Annotated in this window: 18 protein-coding genes and 1 tRNA gene; 8 read left to right on the plus strand and 11 right to left on the minus strand. The window is 65.2% G+C overall.

Features of this window, described 5'->3' with window-relative positions:
* Nucleotides 1-73 precede the first annotated feature (73 nt).
* Both Ahu01nite_RS44470 and Ahu01nite_RS44475 read right to left on the minus strand, forming a co-directional pair.
* Nucleotides 74-2,311 carry a putative bifunctional diguanylate cyclase/phosphodiesterase gene (locus Ahu01nite_RS44470; protein ID WP_203842813.1) on the minus strand — a complete coding sequence of 746 codons (2,238 nt, stop codon included), beginning with the start codon at nt 2,309-2,311 and terminating at the stop codon, nt 74-76.
* A 3-nt stretch (nt 2,312-2,314) separates the two neighbouring features.
* Nucleotides 2,315-3,472, minus strand: a complete 1,158-nt coding sequence (locus tag Ahu01nite_RS44475; RefSeq protein ID WP_203842814.1) for an FIST signal transduction protein — start codon at nt 3,470-3,472, stop codon at nt 2,315-2,317.
* A 57-nt stretch (nt 3,473-3,529) separates the two neighbouring features.
* Here Ahu01nite_RS44475 and pyrE point away from each other — a divergent pair, with 57 nt between their 5' ends.
* Entirely contained in the window at nt 3,530-4,054 is a 525-nt protein-coding gene (gene pyrE / locus Ahu01nite_RS44480) for an orotate phosphoribosyltransferase (protein ID WP_203842815.1), read from the plus strand.
* Here the strand turns inward: pyrE and cutA are convergent.
* Both cutA and Ahu01nite_RS44490 read right to left on the minus strand, forming a co-directional pair.
* The gene (gene cutA, locus Ahu01nite_RS44485; protein WP_203842816.1) at nt 4,051-4,377 is read right to left on the minus strand and encodes a divalent-cation tolerance protein CutA; all 327 of its coding nucleotides are present in this window, start codon (nt 4,375-4,377) and stop codon (nt 4,051-4,053) included. The genes pyrE and cutA overlap by 4 nt on opposite strands.
* Nucleotides 4,374-4,754, minus strand: coding sequence for a MerR family transcriptional regulator (locus Ahu01nite_RS44490; RefSeq protein WP_203842817.1), 381 nt, complete (start codon nt 4,752-4,754; stop codon nt 4,374-4,376). The genes cutA and Ahu01nite_RS44490 overlap by 4 nt, the downstream gene beginning before the upstream one ends.
* 75 nt (nt 4,755-4,829) lie before the next feature.
* On the opposite strand from Ahu01nite_RS44490, the gene Ahu01nite_RS44495 reads away from it, so the two are divergent.
* The 5 genes from Ahu01nite_RS44495 to Ahu01nite_RS44515 all read left to right on the plus strand — a co-directional run bounded on the left by Ahu01nite_RS44495 (nt 4,830) and on the right by Ahu01nite_RS44515 (nt 8,679).
* Complete coding sequence (locus tag Ahu01nite_RS44495; protein WP_203842818.1) at nt 4,830-5,531, plus strand: SDR family oxidoreductase; 702 nt, start codon at nt 4,830-4,832, stop codon at nt 5,529-5,531.
* Between the two features lie 86 nt (nt 5,532-5,617).
* Nucleotides 5,618-5,691 (plus strand) — tRNA-Pro (locus Ahu01nite_RS44500).
* 538 nt (nt 5,692-6,229) lie between these two features.
* Nucleotides 6,230-6,718, plus strand: a complete 489-nt coding sequence (locus tag Ahu01nite_RS44505) for a DUF4365 domain-containing protein (protein ID WP_203842819.1) — start codon at nt 6,230-6,232, stop codon at nt 6,716-6,718.
* The gene (locus tag Ahu01nite_RS44510) at nt 6,715-7,938 is read left to right on the plus strand and encodes a hypothetical protein (RefSeq protein WP_203842820.1); all 1,224 of its coding nucleotides are present in this window, start codon (nt 6,715-6,717) and stop codon (nt 7,936-7,938) included. The genes Ahu01nite_RS44505 and Ahu01nite_RS44510 overlap by 4 nt, the downstream gene beginning before the upstream one ends.
* A gap of 468 nt (nt 7,939-8,406) precedes the next feature.
* A complete protein-coding gene (locus tag Ahu01nite_RS44515) occupies nt 8,407-8,679 on the plus strand; it encodes a hypothetical protein (RefSeq protein WP_203842821.1) in 273 nt (90 codons plus the stop codon).
* A 72-nt stretch (nt 8,680-8,751) separates the two neighbouring features.
* Here Ahu01nite_RS44515 and Ahu01nite_RS51060 read toward each other — a convergent pair whose 3' ends face one another.
* The 5 genes from Ahu01nite_RS51060 to Ahu01nite_RS44540 all read right to left on the minus strand — a co-directional run bounded on the left by Ahu01nite_RS51060 (nt 8,752) and on the right by Ahu01nite_RS44540 (nt 14,813).
* On the minus strand, nt 8,752-9,276 hold the full coding sequence (locus Ahu01nite_RS51060; RefSeq protein WP_239159640.1) for a hypothetical protein: 525 nt from the start codon (nt 9,274-9,276) through the stop codon (nt 8,752-8,754).
* Complete coding sequence (locus Ahu01nite_RS44525) at nt 9,273-10,934, minus strand: alpha/beta hydrolase (RefSeq protein WP_203842822.1); 1,662 nt, start codon at nt 10,932-10,934, stop codon at nt 9,273-9,275. Before Ahu01nite_RS44525 ends, Ahu01nite_RS51060 begins: the two co-directional genes overlap by 4 nt.
* Nucleotides 10,935-10,939: 5 nt before the next feature.
* A complete protein-coding gene (locus Ahu01nite_RS44530) occupies nt 10,940-11,245 on the minus strand; it encodes a hypothetical protein (protein WP_203842823.1) in 306 nt (101 codons plus the stop codon).
* A 446-nt stretch (nt 11,246-11,691) separates the two neighbouring features.
* Nucleotides 11,692-13,044, minus strand: coding sequence for a Fic family protein (locus Ahu01nite_RS44535; RefSeq protein WP_203842824.1), 1,353 nt, complete (start codon nt 13,042-13,044; stop codon nt 11,692-11,694).
* Nucleotides 13,045-13,919: 875 nt separating this feature from the next.
* Nucleotides 13,920-14,813 carry a metallophosphoesterase gene (locus Ahu01nite_RS44540; protein ID WP_203842825.1) on the minus strand — a complete coding sequence of 298 codons (894 nt, stop codon included), beginning with the start codon at nt 14,811-14,813 and terminating at the stop codon, nt 13,920-13,922.
* A 25-nt stretch (nt 14,814-14,838) separates the two neighbouring features.
* Between Ahu01nite_RS44540 and Ahu01nite_RS44545 the strand changes: the two genes are divergently transcribed.
* Nucleotides 14,839-15,291 carry a GatB/YqeY domain-containing protein gene (locus tag Ahu01nite_RS44545; protein ID WP_203842826.1) on the plus strand — a complete coding sequence of 151 codons (453 nt, stop codon included), beginning with the start codon at nt 14,839-14,841 and terminating at the stop codon, nt 15,289-15,291.
* A gap of 72 nt (nt 15,292-15,363) precedes the next feature.
* Here the strand turns inward: Ahu01nite_RS44545 and Ahu01nite_RS44550 are convergent, their stop codons facing one another.
* Complete coding sequence (locus Ahu01nite_RS44550; protein ID WP_203842879.1) at nt 15,364-17,760, minus strand: transglycosylase domain-containing protein; 2,397 nt, start codon at nt 17,758-17,760, stop codon at nt 15,364-15,366.
* A 316-nt stretch (nt 17,761-18,076) separates the two neighbouring features.
* Between Ahu01nite_RS44550 and Ahu01nite_RS44555 the strand changes: the two genes are divergently transcribed.
* A complete protein-coding gene (locus Ahu01nite_RS44555) occupies nt 18,077-18,379 on the plus strand; it encodes a WhiB family transcriptional regulator (protein WP_041832981.1) in 303 nt (100 codons plus the stop codon).
* A 1-nt stretch (nt 18,380) separates the two neighbouring features.
* On the opposite strand, the gene bagB is transcribed toward Ahu01nite_RS44555, so the two are convergent.
* A complete protein-coding gene (bagB, locus tag Ahu01nite_RS44560) occupies nt 18,381-19,520 on the minus strand; it encodes an ArsA family ATPase (protein WP_203842827.1) in 1,140 nt (379 codons plus the stop codon).
* Nucleotides 19,521-19,573 lie beyond the last annotated feature (53 nt).

Raw genomic sequence — 19,573 nt, forward strand, 5'->3', positions numbered from 1 at the left:
TCAGAGGTATTGGCTAATTCGCAAAGTAGCCGAAACAGGACATCCCTCTACCCAAGCTGCTGATCAATTACGCTTACGGGTGAACAGCGGTGAGCGACCGTCGCGCGAGGACCTGCGGGATGTCCGCGGGGTTGCTCGGGCGGCACAGGTGGTATCCCTGACCGTAGGAGCAACCCAGCCGGCGGAGCGCCTCGAGCTGGGCGGCGTTCTCGATGCCTTCGGCCACCACGCGCAGTCCCAGGATGTGGCCCAGTTCGACAATGGTGCGTACCAATGCGAGATCTTCGCCGGTGAGCTCGGCCCGCGCGATGAAGGCGCGGTCGATCTTCAGCTCGTCCACCGGCAGTTCCCGCAGGTAGGCCAGGGACGAGTAACCCGTCCCGAAGTCGTCGATGGACAGTTGGACGCCCAGCTCACGCAGGCTGGCCAGGGACGCGACGGCCGCATCCGGGTCGCTCATCAGCACCGACTCGGTCAGTTCCAGCGTCACCGCCCCCGAGGGCAGGCCGGCCACCGCGAGCGCGCGGGTCACGTTCGCCGCGAACCTCGGGTGCACAAGCTGATGACCCGAGACATTCACATTCAAGGTCAGATCCGGATGGGTACGCCGCCACGCCGCGACCTGCGCCGCCGACGTCTCCAGCACCCACTGTCCGAGCTCGACGATCAGCCCGGACTCCTCGGCGATCGGGATGAAGTCCACGGGCGACACCAGCCCCCGCGCGGGGTTGTGCCAGCGGATCAACGCCTCCACGCCCGCGGTCTCGCCGGTGTCGAGGCGTACGAGTGGCTGGTATTGCAACCGGAACTCATGCTCCTGGAGTGCGCGCTGCAGGTCCGTACGCAGGCTCAGGTAGTTGATCGCCTCGGTGTGCATGTGCGGCTCGTAGACGACGACCTTGCCGGGACCCTCCTTCTTCGCCCGGTACATCGCCAGATCCGCGTTGCTCAGCAGGGTGTCCGAGTTCGCGGCCGCGGCCCGGGTGATCGCGACCCCGACGCTGGCGCCGATGAAGATGTCCCGCCCGGCGATGTTGAACGGCTCCTTGACCGTCTCGATCACCCGTTCGCCCACGGCGGTCGCCGCGTCCACGGGCGAGTTGTGCAGCAGGACGGCGAACTCGTCGCCGCCGAGGCGTGCCGTGGTGTCGCTCGCGCGTACACATGCCCGGATCCGTCCCGCGACCGCGGCCAGCAACTGATCGCCGGCTTCGTGGCCGAGGCTGTCGTTGACGGCCTTGAACCTGTCCAGGTCGATGAAGAGCACGCTGGTCGGCTCGGTGAGCGCGGCCCGCGACGCCAGCACCCGGTTGAAGATCTTCAGGAACAGCCCACGGTTGGGCAGGCCGGTGACCGGGTCGTGGTGGGCCTCGCGGACGGCTTCGACCGTACGAGCATCCGTGAGCGCCAGGCTCACCTGCTGAGCGAACGCCGCTAGCTGCTCGCGCTGCTCCGAGTACTGGTCCACAGATCCGGGGAGCTGCGCGACGAGGGCGCCGGCCATCTCGCCGGTCACGCGTACGGGGGTGGCGACGATCGTGCCCCAGGCCGGATCGTGCGGATCGACGGCCCGGACGATCACCTGGGCAGTGGCCATGGCCTCCCGCGCCTCGGTATGCGAGCTGTCCGGGTCGGCGAAGTCGTAGCCTTCCGGGCCCGAGGTCGACGCCACGCTCAGCCGCCGGCCCCGGCCCCCCTCGGCCAGGATCAACGCCACCGGGGCACCGCCGAGCAGCGCCGCCGTCCCGCTGGTGACCGCGTCCAGGATCTCGGGCAGCGGCTTACGGTTGGAGATCGCGCGCTGGATCGTCAGCAGCGTCTCGACCAGCCGCTGCCGGGTCTGCGCCTGCTCCAGCAGGATCAGCCGCTCGGTGGCCTCGCGTTCCCGCTCGGCACGCAGGGTGCGCTCGTCGATCAGCACCCGGATGCTGCGCAGGGCGACGCCGAGGACCTGGGCCATGCCCTGGAGCATCTGGCGTTCCTCGGGGGTGAACGGCTCGTCGAGGCGGCCCACGATCAGCGCGCCTTCGATCGCTTCGCCGAGGGCGCTCGGGACCGCGTACAAATCGCCTAAAGCAGGGACCGGCAACGTGCCCGGCGCCCTGGCGATCGAGAGAATTCCCTTGGTGGGTACGTCCGACCCGAACCCCCACGCGCCGTGCACCCGATCGCCGAGCACCACCGCGCCGGCCTCGGCCTCGACCATCTCGCAGGCGCGCTCGACCGCCAGCGAGATGGCCGCGGTCTCGTCCGCCGACGCGTTCACGGCGGTGAAATACTCGGTGAGCTGATGCGTTGACCACGTATACATGCGTCAGGCCAGCGCAAGCGTGACGAGGGTCAGGGCATGGGTCCCGAGCGAACCACGGATCCGGGCGATCTCCCCCATCGTGTACGGCCCGCCGAACGGCACACCGGGCAGCGCGGCGGTGATCGTCGCAGCCTCGGCGCGGATGCCCTCATCGCCCAGCGCGCCCCGCCGCCCACCGCAGTCGAACGTGAAGACCCCGATCGGCGGCCGCCCGTCGAGCCCCGCGACCGCCTCCTCGCACGACGTGGTGGCCCCGGCGACCAGCGACTCGTGGTCGCTGTCCATCAGCCAGCAGATGGCCCCCTGCGGCATCGTGGCCAGCCCGATCAGCGAACGGTCCGCCTCGTCCGCCGCGACGATGATCCGGATGTCCTCGCCACTGCGCCGGGACAGCCCGATCGCCTGCAACCGGGTGTTGTTCGCGAACAGCTCCGCCGGCTCTGTCATGCCCCGGCGGCGCAGCAGCACGTCCAGCGCGGGTTCGCCGTCCAGCTCCAGGATCCGGGTCTGGTCGCTGCCGGTGATCACCATGGGCGGTTCGACCCGGTGCCAGCCGTGCGCGATACCCACCCCCATCGGCGCGTCCGAGCCGATCGCGACACCGACAACCGCGCCGGAGACCACCCGGTCGTCGTGGAACTGGAACGAGCGCTTCCCGGTGTCGTTGGCCGCCAGCCCGCCGACCAGCGGCACGGCGGCGCCGACCACCGAGTAGGCGCCCCGGACTATCTCGTGCGGGTTGCCGGACATGCCCTCGCAGATCATCATCAGCGCGGTGTGCGGCCGGTCCATCCCGTCCAGCGCGTGGGCCACGTCGGCGCCGGCTTCGCGGTGACCGTTGCCGCCGACGTACGCGATGCGCGTACGGACATCGAACCCGTCCCCACCCAGGGCCGTGACCACCACGCCGTCGGTTGTCGCCCCGGCCTCCGAGGAGATCTCGCCGAGGCTGCTGCCGCCCACGACCGTCACCCCAGGCCCGGCCTCGGCCCGGACGGCGTCGAGCAACGCGGGCACGGCATGGTTGACCGAGCAGAAGACAAAGACGGCCTTTGGCGTACGCCCGGACAGCGCAGCCGCCGTGGCCTCCGCCCCCGCCTTGGCGGAATCCGGCGCCACACTGTGCCCGACCCCGAACCACCGGTCCGTGAGACTCTGCATGATCTTCTGATCGACCGGTTCGAGAGTTCGCTGAGAGACCTCCTAGGCTGTTACCTCGTGACTGACTCAGACCTTGCGCGGCAGGTCCGCGACGTGAGCCGCCTGACCGGCGAGTTCGTCCTGCGCTCCGGCCGCACCGCGACCGAATACTTCGACAAGTACCAGTTCGAGGCCGACCCGGTCCTGCTCGACCAGCTCGCGGAACAGATGGCCGTCCTCATCCCCGAGGGCACCGAGGTCCTGGCCGGCCTGGAGATGGGCGGCATCGCGGTCGTCACCGCGGTCGCCCGCCACGCCAAACTCCCCACCGCCTTCGTCCGCAAGCAGGCCAAGCAGTACGGCACCGCCCGCCTCTCCGAAGGCGCCGAGGTCGCCGGCCGCCGCGTCCTGATCATCGAGGACGTCGTCACCTCAGGCGGCCAGGTCGTCATCTCCACCGAAGAGCTCCGCAAGCTCGGCGCCCACGTCGACCACGCCCTCTGCGTCATCGACCGCCAGGAGGGTGGCAGCGAGGCCCTGTCCGAGGCCGGCATCACCCTCCGCGCCCTCCTGACCCGCGCCGCCCTCGAGGCCGCGGCCTAAGCCGTCGTCCCGGTCTCCTGGATGATCCACTCCAGGTAGGCCGGGTTGCCGTCAGTGATCGGCAGAGCCAGGACGCAGGGCACGTCGTACGCGTGCTCGGCGTCAGCCCGGGCAATGATTTCGGGTACGAGCGAGGCGCGGGTGTGCAGGGCTACCCGCGCCTCGGCCTCGTCGTGAACCGCGTTGTCCCACCGGTAGATCGACCGGATCGGGGTGATCTGATGCCCGCACGCGGCCAGCCGATCCTCCACCAACCGCCTCGTAAACCCGGCCAGCCATTCGGCGTCGGCGGCCGTGATCACGACCTCGCACACCGGCGTCATGCGTAGAGCGCTTCCTCGACGATCGTGCAGCCGCTGGCAGGGCTCTGGGAGAGCTCGATGACGGCGTCGAGGCGGTCCCTCGTACGGGTGAGATCGATGATCTGCTGATTGATCCGCTCCCGCTCGTCAGCGAGCCGGGCCCGCGACTCCGGCGTGTTGACCTTGGCATCGACGCACGGCAGCAGCTCAGCGACCGTCTTGCTGGACAGGCCGGCCCCATAGAGCATCTGGATCAGCTGCACCCGATCGACGGCATCCTCGCGATAGTGACGCTGCCCGCTCGCACTGCGCTCCGAGGCCAGCAACTCCTGCTCCTCGTAGTAGCGCAACGCCCGGACACTCACGCCCGCTCTCTCCGCCAACTCACCGATCCGCACAGTGACACCTCCGCACAGTGACTCCCGTCGCAACCCTTGCCTCTGACGTCAACGTCAGGTTCTAGCGTAACCGCCATGCAGATCAGCGGAGCAACCATCCTCGTCACCGGCGCCAACCGAGGCCTCGGCCGCCAGTTCACCCAGTCCCTCCTCGACCGAGGGGCAGCCAAGGTCTACGCAACGGCCCGCCGCGCCTCCAGCATCGACATCCCCGGCGTAACGCCCCTCGAACTCGACATCACCGACCAGGCTTCCATCGCCGCAGCAGCCCTCGCCGCCCCCGACGTCACCATCCTGATCAACAACGCGGGCATCTCCACCGGCGTCAGCCTCGTCACGGGAGACCTGAACGACATCCGCCGGGAACTGGACACCCACTTCTGGGGCACCCTCAACATGATCCGAGCCTTCGCCCCGCAACTCGCAGGCGGCGCGATCCTCAACGTGCTGTCGGCGCTGTCCTGGTTCGCGTACGACGGCTCGAACGCCTACGCGGCGGCCAAGGCAGCGGCCTGGAACATGACCAACGGCGTCCGCCTCGAGCTGGCCGCCCAGAACACCCTGGTCACCGGCCTCTTCCTCGGCGCCGCCGACACCGACATGGCCGCCTTCTACGACGGCCCCAAGGTCGCCCCCACCACGGTGGTGGCCGCCGGCCTCGACGCCCTGGAGGCCGGGAAACTGGAGGCTCTCGCCGACGACTGGAGCGCGATGGTCAAGGCCTCCCTCGCCGCCGACCCCGCCGACTTCTACAAGCAGGCCCTGACCACGAGCTGACAGCGCGGCTGAGCTGCGGCTTTACGGTGGGGGGTATACCGATTTCGCGTCCGGGTGGGTGTCGGATACTATTGTCCAGCACGCATCGGGGTGTGGCGCAGCTTGGTAGCGCGCTTCGTTCGGGACGAAGAGGCCGTCGGTTCAAATCCGGCCACCCCGACCGAGAAGGTGCAGGTCAGGCCCGGTTCTCCATCACGGAGGACCGGGCCTGCCTCGTTCTCCACCCCTGTTCTGGAGAAAATCCTGGAGATGATCTTGTTTCTAGTAGCCTTTTGAGCATCGCCGCCTTGGCTGAGTGCAACTTGGCGGTCAGGGTTTATAACTCAAGTCGGGGGTCAGAGCGTGAGTTGGGTAACATCACCGGCAGAGTCCGCGTCAGCCTCGTTGTTGGGGCCGCGGAGCAGACAACCGCGTAACGGATGAAGGGCGGCTGACGACGCCCGGTAGCCAGGCGCTTGCAATGACCCTAGCGGTACCTGGCTTTGAGAAGTCGCTGCTTCCGCGGTAACAGGGTTCTCGGTGTCGCCTCGAAACGGCTTGGATGCGGTCTGAGTTCATGCTTGACGCGCGATAACGCGCGACACTGTCCTCGGCCGAAGTACTTCCGCTATCCTGGCTGAATGTCGGCGCCTCCTGGAGCTCAGTCGAGTAGGAATGCGGCAATCCGAGGACTTCACTCCAAGCGGACCACTGATTTCATGGAGCAGCTACAGCTGAGCTATATCCGGGCGATTGCTGCTGCGGCGGGATGTGTTGTTACTCAGCCGGAAATCGATGACGGAATAGATATTGAACTCCGGCAACGACATTCGGCGCATGTGAATTTCACAGACAATACTGCACGGCTAGAAATTCAGCTTAAATCTACCGCTAGCCAAGCCAACATTTCGGAAAAAGAAATTTCGACGAAAATGCGCCGCGATCGTTTTGATTATTACGCCGCGCCAGCGCCGTTGAGCGTCCACAAAATTGTCGTGATCATGAAGCAGCCCGTAGATCCAGCGCACTGGACCTATGTTCGCAAAAAGGGTCTAACTCTCCACCATGCGTGTTACTGGGTGAACCTTTCGGGTGAAACCTCCTCAGCTTCTGGTTATGTCGCAGTCAACGCGCCTCTTACCCAGGTCTTTGATGACATTGCGCTCTGTGCGATGATGGAGAGAATCGGGAAAGGGGAAGCGCCATGAGTGACTGGCAGTCCCCGGCCGATTTTGATACTGGCAGTGACGTGCTACTTGCGGAGCGTATTACGGCTCTTCTGAGGCACTTCGATTGGACGCCAGTCTCGCGGGAGCCCGGGTTGTACGAAGTTTGGCGCCCGGACGAAGATGAAGATGAGGGTGACGCAGAGCTACTTATTCCCCTCGACCCAAGTCGAAATGATTACCTGAGTCTCGTGACTAAGGCTCAGCGTCGAATATATAGCCAGTATGGCCGTGAGGCTCGCAAGCTTTCCCAAACATTGGAGATGCGAGCTTCTTCTTCGCTTGAGGCAACGCGATGGAAGAAGTCAACGCCATCCGAAGCTGCGATTATCGCATGGGAAGATGGTGAGAGGCTCTACGCCTCGGCCCGCGCGCAACTTGGAGCCTCGGCAAAGGCTACGCGAGAGGCTCGAAGATACCACGGGAATGCCAGCGCGTACGTAGCGAAGCGTTTTCTTGAGAAAAGCTTTATGGGTCAAACTGAAGTCGGTAGCTTCGTAATCACCGCACTTACACCGGCGCGACAAATTTTCCCGGCGAGCCGGTACTTTGAAGAAAGCCTTCTCAGTGAAGATTACGGCGGAGAATCTTATTCGGGAAGGCAGATTCTAGACACTTTTGAGCGGGCCCTCTCCGTTACCCGAGAATGCTTGGACGAGTTTCGGCGATCATCTCGCATGGAGGTCTTCCTTGAAGCCGTTCCCCAAGGTGTTTCCTACGAATTTACAAAAGCGCTCCGGGATCTGGCACAAGGTAGTGAAGCAGCCGTCGAGATAGCACGGTTGTCCAGTGAAGAAGGGCGGATCACCCCAAGGGAGTTTGCATTCACGCCAGCTGATGTTCCGGTCTTGGACCGCGCTTCCCATGAGCTTGCGAGAAATCCTGAACCATTGCGGGTGAGTTTGATTGGCGAGGTTACGCTCCTCAGTCGTTCAACTGATAGCGGTGATCGAGTTATCCGACTAAATGTTGAAGACGGTGCGGATATTCGGAAAGCTCGTATCCGACTTTCGGCTGAACAATACGAAATTGCTATGGATGCGCACAGGCAGGAAGCGAGCCTTAAGCTTGATGGAACCCTAGAGAAAGAGGGCCGTATGTTCTGGGTTTACAATCCTTCGAATCTAGAGATTATTGAAGGTGTGGAAAGCGATTTTATTGCCGAGGAAGTGTTAAATTCTCGACAGGATCCGTTGTTCTGAACTTCGTCGATTATTTGCATTACCCGGCTCGGCGTGAGAGCTCTTTTATTTCGCGGTAATTTAGAGTCGTCGTAGAAGCTGGTCAAGGGTCACAACGGGTGATCTTAAGGACTTTGAGTTGCGCGCACATAGGCGCCCATCCACAGTTCGCTCAAATCATCCATAAGGCGTCGGCGCATGATTGCTGTGGGGTGCGAATAGCGCGCCTGCACTGATCCATCCGTGTGGCCCATGCGGTCATCTTGTAGTTTCTTCGGAGCGCCATCTCGGCCGGACAACAGCGCGGCACGCTCGGCGAGGAGCGGCGCACCGGCCGATGCTGGAGTGGGTGCCCTGCCATAGAGATACCTCCGGTGGGAGCGCTCCGGCTTCCGGGATCGCTGGAGGGGGCGGCCGGGTGACTGCGTACATCCGCTTCCGTCGAAGGTTGATCGACGAGGTTCAGCAGCCAGTGCGTAGCCTTCGGGCGTGGCTGATGACGGGTTCACGATCAAGCTCACCAGAGATCAGGCGCTCGTCCTGTCGGACTGGCTCTACGAGATGATGATGAACAGCCCTGAGTTCAACGATCTCGTGAACCAGGACCGCGCGGTGTGGTCGCCGATGTACGCGATCTCCGGAGCGCTGGAGACGTCACTCGCCGAGGTCTTCATGCCTGACTACAGCACTCGTCTGGGCGCCGCTCGCGAACGTCTCCTGGACTCCCTGGGTGACGTCGGCAGGCCGCCGGCCGAGGGGTGACCCAATGCCGTTTGCGCCGGAGGCCTTAGGTTTCGGGCTCGGAGCGGGACGTTCGCGCTGTTCAAGCAGTGGTTAGTCGTTGGCGGGGTCTTCGCCTTGGGCGGGGCGGTAGCAGGCGGAGCCGATGATGACGGCGAGTTGCTTCGGTGGGTCGCTGCTGGTGATGGTGGCGTTCAGTCCGTTCTGCGGGTTCCGGCCGGCGACGGATCCGCCGCCGTCCTTGAAGGTTCGGTTCTCGGTGATGTCCCAGCCTTGGCTCTGCCACGCGTCGTGGATGGCCTGGAGTGCGGCTGCGTGTTTGTCGGCGACGAGGGGGATTGCGGCGAAGCCGGACAGGTTCCAGCGGCCGTCGTCGGTGGTCTCTCCGTTCGGGCCTTCGCAGGGGGCGCTGCGGTCCGTGAAGTCTGTGAGCTGACCGCCTGCGGCATCGGCGATTGCTTGGGCCTGGTCGCGTACGGCTGCCGAGACCTCGGCCTTGGGTTTGGCCTGCAACGTGGCCTCCTTCTCTGCGGGCTGGTCGCTGTTGCTGCACGAGGCAACCAGCATGGACGCGGTGAGAACGCAGGCGGTCAGCAGTCGGATACCGAGGCGAGTCATGACGGCGCCTTTCCGTAGTCAAGCGCGACGCGGTCGTAGCTACCTACCACGATGGCGGCTTGATTACGCAGGCTTGTGGAGTTCGCGTTCCAGTAGCCGGAGTGGCCGTGCGTGTCGATGGTCAGCACGTTGCCGCCGAACTCGGGGTAGTGCGGGCCGGGGCCGTGGATGTGTTCGTTCGCCAACTCGCCGATGTCATCACCCCAGAACGAGATTTTAGCTGCGGTGTTTTCCGGTCGGGCGACGAAGTTGTCGTCTGCCGCGGCGCCGGCCCACACGTGGTCGGTGGGGACGTTGAACTCGGAGGCGTTGGTGACGCGCATGCCAGGGCTGCCGACCGCGACGATGTCGTCCACGGCGAGACCGTCACCGTGACTGGCTGCTTCGCCGAGCACGGTGCTGCCGTAGCTGTGTCCGATCGCGGTGATGTGTGCGGGTCCGGTGCCGTCGTGGGTGGCGTGCAGTCCGTTGACGAAGCCGTCGAGTGCGACGGCGCCGGCTCGTGATTTGTCGCCGGTAGCGGCGCTGACGATGTCGGTGTTGAGTGACGGGGTGTCGTATCCCAGCCAGCCGATCACAGCCACCTGCTCGTCCGGCTTGAGGATGCCGGCGGCGGTCTTGATGTCCGCTGAGCGGTTGATGAGACCGCGGATGTCGTCGAGTTCCGTGCCGACGCCGGGCACCAGCACAGCCGTACGGTCAGCGGTGTCGGGGTTTCCGATGGACACCGCAGCTTGACCGTCGCCGGTGGGATCTATCGTCAGCAGGAAGTAGCGGTTGGTGTCCGGGCCTTGTTCTGAGCGTTCCAGCTTGTCGAGCAGCATCAGCGCCCGGTCCTGCTGGGCGTTGTTCTGATCGAGTCGGTTGTTGACGTTGTCGCCGATGTAGTCGCGCAGAGCGAGACGGTTGGCGAAGTCCCTGTCCCCGGAGGGCATGCCGTCGAGGCTGCCGAGCCGTTCGGGGTAGGCGGTCAGGTACAGCTGCTGCGCCTCGGGGGAGAGGGTCTTCCACCAGGCGTTGACCTGCCGGGGATCGGTGCCGCCGGCCGGGATCGCAGCCTCGGTCAGTCCCAGGGCGTCAGCGGCGGCGCGGGCATCGTCCTTGGCGTCGCCGTACTCGTACGGCTCCTGCCCGAACGTTTCGGTGATCAGTTCGCCGAGCGCCCGTGCGCACCGGCTGTCGGCATCGGTGGCCTGAGTCAGGATGTCAGCGATCTGCTGGGCGTAGTCCCGCGCGACGCTCATGCGCTGCTGGACAAGCAGAGCAGAGTCCGGATCGTGAATTTCCGCGTACGTCAGCTGGGGCGGGGTGACGCTGCCGTCGTCGCCGATGGCGAAGTCCGCAGCCGCAGCCTGGGCGAGCAGTGCACGAAGGCTACGTTGCGAGGCACGCAGCTCGTCGGCGGCACCGCTGAGTAACGAGCCGATCGTGCGTGTTTGCATGGCCGCGACCTCGAACTCGTCATCGACCTTGTCGAGCAGCGTAAACGCGGCGTCCGCAGCCGGGCCGGCCCAGGGCGAAGACCGCAACGGCCCGATCAGGTCCGCCGAGGCGTCACCCGCCAGGTCCTCGACGTGCTTGCCGAACGTGGTCCAGGCATCCCCGGCGGTATCGAGGCCGTCGAGACGGGCATCGCGAAGCTCGGGCAAGCTCACCATCTCAACTAGCCCTCACGCAGGAACGCGAAGCGGTCAGCGCTCACCGCATCGGCCCGGCGATAGTCAGCGGCGGTAGCTGCCAACGCCTCCCCGGTCTGACCCAGGTAACGCTCAAACTTGCCGAACTCGTCAACACGCGAAGCGGTGACCCTCTCCAGCGCGGCACGTATCAAGAACCCACCGCCCAGCCCGTTGATGGCGACGCGGCTCTCGGGCTCCATGCGGGCGACCGCCTGACGCAACCGCCCCGCCAAGCCGTCACATTGAACCGCCGCGCCATCCAAGACCGCCGGATCCACCTGCGTCTCCATACCGTCCCCCCGCTTCCCACCTGGCAAGTTACCAACCTAAGCGATAGAAGCACGTGAGTACGCACACCTAGCTTTGATGACCTGGCAGGTGCAACTGGTGAGGCCGCTCATGTCTCCGCGTGCAGTCGGCGTGCCTCTCGGGAGGTGTTCAGCCAGTTACGCCCGCTGATGGATATCGGGGAGTGGATCTCGAAGAGCTGGCCGGCATCTCGACATCCGCCGACGCTGTGACCTGGCGTTCTGGATAGATCGAGAGGCGCCCGCAGGCGGCGATCCCAATCTGGGACGAAGAGGCCGTCGGTTCAAATCCGGCCACCCTCGACAGATGTTGCGCCAGGTCGGGGCTGGTTCTCCGCAAGGGGGACCGGCCCTGAGCTGTTTTTCGAGGGCTTGGTCCAAGTCTCCAAATGTTTGGAGCAATTTGGCCGGGCACCCCCGCAGATGTGCTATCTGGTTGCGCTGAGGTCTTTGATGGCGTCGGCGAGGTTGCTCACCGGGGCATAGACGAAGCGCTTGCCGACGCGGCGTCGTTCCAGCAGGTTTGCCTGTTCGAGGGCCACCAGGTCCTGCCTCGCGGTCTCGCCGGACACGCGATGCGACATCGAGTGCGAGAGAACCGAGTACGTGATATCTGGGTGCTTCAGCGAGTTCTGCACGAGGGCGAGCTGCCGGGAGTTGAGGTAGTCAGCCTCGTTGCGGAGCTTGGTGCGAAGCTCCTTGACCTCCGCCATTTTGCGTGTGAGGTATTGGTTCAGGTGGTCGATGGCGGTGTGGATGACGCCGAGGTGGTAGTCGAAAAAATAGGTCAGGTCGTTGTCGTCCACCTCGGTGAGCAGGTACGACCTTGCATACTTCGCCTGCGCACCCTTCAGGATCCGGGAAACGGAGATGAACTCCGTGATCCAGAATCCCTGATTGAGCATCGACCAGTAGAACAGAATGCGCGCTGTTCGGCCGTTGCCGTCCTCGAAAGGGTGCTCGTAGCCCATCATGAAATGGATCGTCAGCGCACGCAGAACTCCGGGAAGATATGGCCCGTCGGTGCTGGACTTGGCGTTGGCGAAGTCGCAGAGGGCCTGCATCCGTTCGGGGATCGTCTCTGCGGGTGGCGGAGTGTGGAGAAGTTCTCCCTGGTCGTCGAAGACTGCGATCCGTGCTTCCGCGGGCGTCTGGAACCTGCCGGCCGACTCGGGGTCGTCGAGTGTGCCTTCCGTGACAATGCGCTGCAGGTCGCAGATCAGGTCGATGGTGAGCGGTTCATGCCGCAGTTCTCCGACTCGCTCCATCGCGCGGAAGTTGTTCAGAATCATTGTTTCGCTGCGGTCGCGAGGTGGCCTTCCCGAGCGGATCATTTCCCGTGCCACCCGCCGGGATGTCGAGGCGCCTTCTATTTGGCTGGAGGTCACCGACTCTTCGATGAGGGAATCGACGAGATACTGATCTCTGTTGGTGGGGTTGGCAACTTCTTCGTTCAGCCCGATACGGCCACCCGTATTGGTGATGACGAAGTCGACGTTGCGCATCACGTCATCCGGCAGGCAGTAGTTGAAGAATTTGCCGTGCTCGTCGGCCAGGGGTAGCCGTCGCTGGACCGTCAGCCGGGCGATTTTGGTTGCCGCCCACCACTGGTCGTGGGTGAGGCCGTTCGGTGGTGTCCGGTGACGCATGGAGTCCCAGTGCAGATATCGGCCCTGAGAAACCCCGTGCGGAAGATCTTGGACGATCTTGCCGAAGAAGTCTTTGCTCTCCAGGCGCGCGAGTAGCTCGTTCAGCGGCGGTGGAGGCACGGGTATCTGCATGTCTCCGAATCTCCTGCTGACTGGTGTCGGTCGAAGCGAGCTGCGCCCAGAGCCGTTGAAGTCGAACATCGTTCCAGCCACAGCTTGCACCAAGTTTGCTCCAAGTTGCTCCAAGTTCTTGGAGCAAATGGCTCTGGGATGAGTCGGCGAGTCGCTGACCCCGGCGTCTCGAAGGGCCTTGAGCTGCGGTTCTTCTTGGTGTCCGGCGCTGGTCAGGATGCTGTCGGCTGCTCCAAATTTGCTCCAAGTTTCTCCAAACATTTGGAGCAAGTGGCTGGGAGTTGGAGCAAGGGGCCCGGGTTTCGGGTGGGGCGTGGCAGGTCTGCGAAGAATTTGGTCCCGGATTTCAGGGGTGTTGACCAGTGACTATGCCGTCGGTGGGCGCGTTGCGCGGGCAGGGTGGGGTTGCATCTAGTCGTGTGCTCGGTAAGCATTAGACCAGTAGTCACGGGACGACTCAGGTGGCTGCCGGCTAGTGCTCTGCTCGATGACTTTGGGTGGGGCGGGACCGGGCCTCGGAGGGTGAGGGCTGGATGGCTTGGCGGCGACCTCTACACCCGCGGAGTGGGAGAGAACGGTCATGTGTGAGCCAGGGGGAAGGGTGGAGCGGCCTCGGCGGAGCCTGGGGGAGGTGAAGGTTCAGGCGGGGGTGGCGAAGTCGGCGCTTGCGGTTGGGGGCGGGTTTGCTGGGACTGCGGCGGCGGCGCTTGTTGCTGCTGTTCAGGCTGGGATTGGGGATCGGGCGGTTCAGTCGGGGTTGTTTGTGATCTGTGGGATTGCTGGGTTGACGCTGGTTACCGCGGCGGTGATGGTGCGGGGGATTTTCAAGGTGTGAGCGGGGGTGGCCCGGGGAGGGGGCGGGCCACCGGAAGGGCTCAGCGGGGGATGAGGGTCAGCAGGGAGGCTTCGGGGCGGCAGGCGAAGCGGATGGGGGCGGTGGGGTGGGTGCCGAGGCCGGCGGAGACGTGGAGGAAGGCGTTGGAGTCGGGCCAGCGGTGGAGGCCTTTGGCCATGGTTCGGGGGAGGTCGCAGTTGGTGACCAGGGCGCCGTAGGCGGGGACGCAGACCTGGCCGCCGTGGGTGTGGCCGGCCAGGAGGAGGCCGAAGCCGTCGGCGGCCATGGGGTTGAGGACGCGGGCGGCGGGGGTGTGGGTGACGCCGATGTGCAGGTCGGTTTCCGGGGAGGCGGGGCCTGCGACCGAGGGGTAGTCGTCGCGGTCGATGTGGGGGTCGTCGACGCCGGCGAATTCGATGGTGCGGCCGCCTGCTTTGAGGGTGGTGCGGGCGTTGTTGAGGTCGGCCCAGCCCGCGGTTGTCAGGGCGGTCCGGAGGTCTTCCGAGGGGAGGTCGACGCCCTGGACGTATTCGCCCTTGCCGAAGACGTAGGTCAGGGGGTTCTTCCAGACCGGGCCGCGGTAGTCGTTGGAGCCGAAGACGAAGACGCCCGGGATTTCCAGCAGCGGGTTCAGGGCGCGCAGGACGCCCGGGACGGCGTCCGGGGAGGCCATGTTGTCGCCGGTGACGACCACGAGGTCGGGGTCGGTGCCGGCGAGGGCGGCGACCCAGGCCTGCTTGCGGCGCTGGTCAGGCATCATGTGCAGGTCTGAGATGTGCAGGATGCGCAGGGGCTCGGCGTCGGGTTCCAGCATCGGGACGTCGAAGCGGCGCAGGGTGAAAAGGTTGCGTTCGACCAGGGCGGCGTACGCGAAAGTGGCGGCGCCGGCGGCGGTCAGCGTGGCGGCTGCGGTGATAAGGGGGCGCTTGCGCATGACGGCAAGAGTAGTTTGACCGTCCATGGGAACGCTGAAAGACCGCCTGACCGATGACCTGCACACCGCGATGAAGGGCCGGGACGAGCTCACCACGTCCACGCTGCGAATGGCGCTTTCCGCTGTCCGCACCGCCGAGGTCTCCGGGAACGCCGCGCGGGAGTTGTCAGACGACGAGGTGCTTGCCGTCCTGACCAAGGAGGCGAAGAAGCGCCGCGAGGCGGCAACCGCGTTCAAGGACGCCGGCCGGACCGAGCAGGCTGAGAAGGAGACCGCCGAGGGTGACCTGCTCGCCCACTATCTCCCGGCCCAGCTGACCGATGAGGAGATCGACACCCTGGTTGCCGACGCGCTCACGGCGGGCGGTTTCACCAGCAAGGCACAGATGGGCCCGGCTATGAAGTCGGCCCAGGCCGCAGTGGCCGGTCGCGCCGAGGGAGGCCGGGTCGCAGCATCAGTACGCCGTCAGCTCGGCTGACGAGTCACGGAGCTGGAAAACGGGCGGGCCACCGGTGAAGGTGACCCGCCCGTTTCGTGGCGTCGGTGCCGACTAACGACGTGGAGGCTTGGCCGGGTCGTCCGGCTTGTCCTTGTCCTTGTCGTCCTTAGGGTCTTCCTTCTTGCCCTTGCTGATTTCGATGCTGACGAAGCCGTTCTTGATGGTCCTGCCGCTGGGGTTGGTGCCCGCGGCTGTGCCCTTGGGGCAGTCGGACTCGACTTCCTGGCCGGTCGTGGCGCTGAAGCCGGCGCTTTCGACGCGGGACTTGGCGTTGTCGATGGTGGCGCAGGTGACGTCGGGGATCGAGCGCTGGTCGCCGATGGAGATCTTCTTGCTGCCGGGGCGCTTGAACTGGACCTTGGGCTTGCCCTTCAGGAAGTCCTTCATCGTGTTCCACACCGCGGGGTTGACGATGGAGTGGTCCATGCGGTCCGTGTGGTTCTGCCAGTCCGGGTTGACCAGGTAGCCCGCGACGGCGAGCGAGCTGCTGCCGATGATCAGGGCGGCGGTCTTGTCGTGGTCGGTGGTGCCGGTCTTGCCGTAGATCGGGTGGTCGATGATGCCGTGGGCCTGCGGTGCGGTGCGGCCCTGGCAGTTGCCGAGCTGGGCCGAGTCGCCGACGGGGCAGCGGGCGGCGTCGAGCGCGGCGCGGGCCACGTCGGGTGAGGTGGCCCGGGTGCAGTGCGGCTTGCCGACGTCGAGTTTGTCGCCGCTGATCGTGGTGATCTGCTCGACCGGGGTCGGGGTGCAGTACATGCCGTCGCCGGCCAGGGTTGCGTACGCGTTGGCCATGTCGAGCGGCGTTGACGAGGAGACGCCCAGGGTGAACGCGCCCCACTGGTGTGCGGAGGCCTCGTCGTTGGCGAAGTCGTAGTCCTGCTTGGCGCGGAACTGCACACCGAAGCGTTTGGCGACGTCGACGACCTTCTCGGCGCCGACCCGCTCCTGCAGCGGCACGAAGTACGTGTTCACTGATGCGCCGAAGCCGGTCCACATGTTGAAGACGCCGGCCTCGCTGGCGGACGCGTTCGACGGGCAGTAGTACTTGCCGTTACAGGTCGACGGGCCGGGCGCGACGATGTACTTGGAGATGTACTTCGCCGGGGCGTTGATCGAATACGCCAGGGGGTAGCCGTTCTCGAGTGCCGCCACCATGGTGAACATCTTGAACACCGAGCCGGCCTGGTAGCCGTTGATGTCGCCACCACCGCTGAGCAGCGGGTTGGTGGTGTTCGGGTAGGTGCTCTTGATCTTCTTCTTCGCCTTGGCGGGGTCCGAGGAGATCTTGTTGTTCGCGTCGTCGAGCTTGAACTTACGGTTCGCGGCGAGCGCCCGGACCTTGCCGGTGCCGGGCTGGATGCCGGCGAGTAGCAGCGCGTTCTTGTTGGTGTCCTTGATCTCGTCGCTGATGTTCGCGCGGGCCGCGTTCTGCGCCTTGATGTCGAGCGAGGTCTGGATGCGGTAGCCGCCGCCCTTGAGCCGGCGCTCGCGGTCGTACGTGGTGCTGCCGAACTCGTCGCGGCTGAGCCACCAGCGGTAGAAGTAGTCGCAGAAGAAGCCCCAGCTGTTCGTCTTCACCGAGACGCAGCCGTTGCCGACGTGCTGGACCGTGCGGCTGATCTTGACCGCGATCGCCTTCTGGTAGTCGGCGGGGGTGATGAAGCCGAGCTCCTGCATGTCGTTCAGCACGTAGTTGCGCCGGTCCAGCGCCTGCGGGTAGCCGCTGGCGGTGGTCGGGTTGAACGCCGTGGGCGCCTTCACCATGCTCGCCAGCAGTGCTGCCTCAGCAACCGAGAGATCCTTGGGCTTCTTCTTGAAGTAGACCTGGGAAGCCGCGGCGACGCCGTAGGAGCCGTTTCCGAAGGGCGCCTGGTTGAGATAGTGCTCCAGGATCTGTCCCTTGGAGAGCTCCTTCTCGACCTGCATGGCGTACTTCATCTCGGTGATCTTGCGCTTGGGGGTGTCCTTGGTGGCGTCGACGACTTCCTGCGGATTTGTCGCGGAATAGGCCAGCGACATTCGGACGTACTGCATGGTGAGCGTCGAGGCACCCTGCTGGGACTTGCCGCTCTTGTTGTTGACGAACGCGCGGGCGACGCCCTTGAGGTCGACGCCGTTGTGTTCGAAGAACTCGTGGTCCTCCGCCGCGACGATCGCGTTCTGCATGTTCTTCGAGATGTCCTTCAGCGGCACTTCGCTGCGGAACTCGTCATAGAAGACTGCGATCTGCGTCTTGTTGTCAGAAGCGAAGATACGGCTTACCTGAGGCGTGTTGGCCGTTTTGAGTTCGCTGGGAAGGCTTGCGAAGGTTTCGCCGCCCGCCTTTGCCGCAAGGCCTGACATCGCCACCGCCGGGAATGCCGCCGCGGCGACGACAACGCCCGCGAGCAGGCCACAGATCAGCAGCGAGGTCGCATTGGCGAAGATGTTGTGATCGCGTCTGCGCATCCAGGAGGTCACCTGAGCAGGGTACGCGAAAGGCGCCGATGACCAAGCGTCGAGAAGGTCACGGTTCGCCCAGAATGAGTCTGTACCGCCAGTCGTCAGGTCATCACGATTTCTGAGAATTCACGGCAACTTTTCTCCGTCCGGTCAGTACGGGATGCCCGGAACTCCCGAGGTATACGTATTTGAGGGACAACGTTGCGTAATCGCCCGACTACGGAGCATGATGGTCCGGCGAGCTATCGCACGACGTCTGTACGGCTTGGGGGACATGAGCCAACGGGCGTCAGGGGGTGAATGCAAGGGGGGACGTGAACAGATGGGGATGATCAGCGACTGGCCCAGCATGGCGGCGTGTCAGAGTGGCGACCCTGACGCGCTTTTCGTGCAGGGCGCCGAGCAGAACGTGGCCAAGAGAATCTGCCGCAGCTGCCCGGTCCGCTACGAATGCCTCGCGGATGCGCTGGACAACCGGATTGAATTCGGTGTCTGGGGAGGCATGACCGAACGGGAGCGCCGCGCGCTGCTGCGACGGCACCCGCATGTGGCCAGCTGGCGGAAGATGTTCGAGGCCGCACTGCGCGAGAAGGGCGCAGACAAGGTGTTGGTCTCCACTCGCTGACCTATCCCGCGAGTGCAGTGCCGATCGTTCGCAGCCCGTCGACGTCATGGACATCGGCGGGCTGCGCTGTGACCGCCACCGCCGGGACCTGTGGGAACGCGTCGGTGAAGCGGGCGGCCACGCGCACCTCGCGCTCGATCTGCCGGAGAAGGCCGGCGTGTACCCGCAGCGCCTCCGCGGTGACCTGCTGGTCTCCCTCAGTGTCGAGCTCGGCGGCCGCCGCCTCGGCCTCGGCGAGGGAGATCGAGTCGAACGCGACCTCGTGCGTGCGGTTGAGCACCAGACCGGCCAGCGGCATGCGCTCGGCCACCAGCCGCTCGGCGAAGTAGGCAGCCTCCCGGACGGCGTCCCGCTCCGGGGCCGCGACCAGCAGGAACGCGGTCTGCGGGTCCTGCAGGATGCGGTAGGTCTCGTCGGCGCGCTGCCGGAAGCCACCGAACATGGAGTCGAGCGCTGCCACGAACCCCGACAGGTCGGTCAGCAACTGGGCGCCGAGGATCTTCTGCACGGCCCGGGAGAACACCCCGAACGAGGCCGTGACCAGGCTGAACATGCTCCGGCCGCCGCGCGCGGGCGCCATCAGCAGGCGCAGCATCCGGCCGTCGAGGAACCGCGACAGCCGTGCGGGGGCGTCGAGGAAGTCGAGCGCCGAGCGCGACGGCGGGGTGTCGACGATGATCAGGTCCCACTCGTCGGCCGAGCGCAGCTGACCCAGTTTCTCCATGGCCATGTACTCCTGGGTGCCGGAGAACGTGGAGCTCATGGCCTGGTAGAACGGGTTGGCGAAGATCTCCGCGGCGCGCTGCGGAGAGGTGTGCGTCTGCACGACCTCGTCGAAGGTCCGCTTCATGTCGAGCATCATGGCGTGCAGCTCACCGCCGGTGGCCTCGGTGTCGATGCCCTTGACCTGCCGCGGCGTGTTGTCCAGCTCGGTCAGGCCCATCGACTGGGCGAGCCGGCGGGCCGGGTCGATGGTCAGCACGACCGTGCGCCGGCCGTGCACCTCCGCCGCGCGCAGCCCGAGAGCCGCGGCGGTGGTCGTCTTGCCCACGCCGCCGGCGCCGCAGCAGACCACGATGCGGGTGGCCGGGTCGGCCAGCAGCGCGTCGACGTCCAACAGCGGAGCGGTCTGATCAGCCACGCTTCGAGCGTACTGACTCTTGGCATCCGAAGTGGGGTGGGAGGCTGCGGAGT

It is taken from the genome of Winogradskya humida, assembly GCF_016862215.1.
Classification (GTDB): Bacteria; Actinomycetota; Actinomycetes; order Mycobacteriales; family Micromonosporaceae; genus Actinoplanes; species Actinoplanes humidus.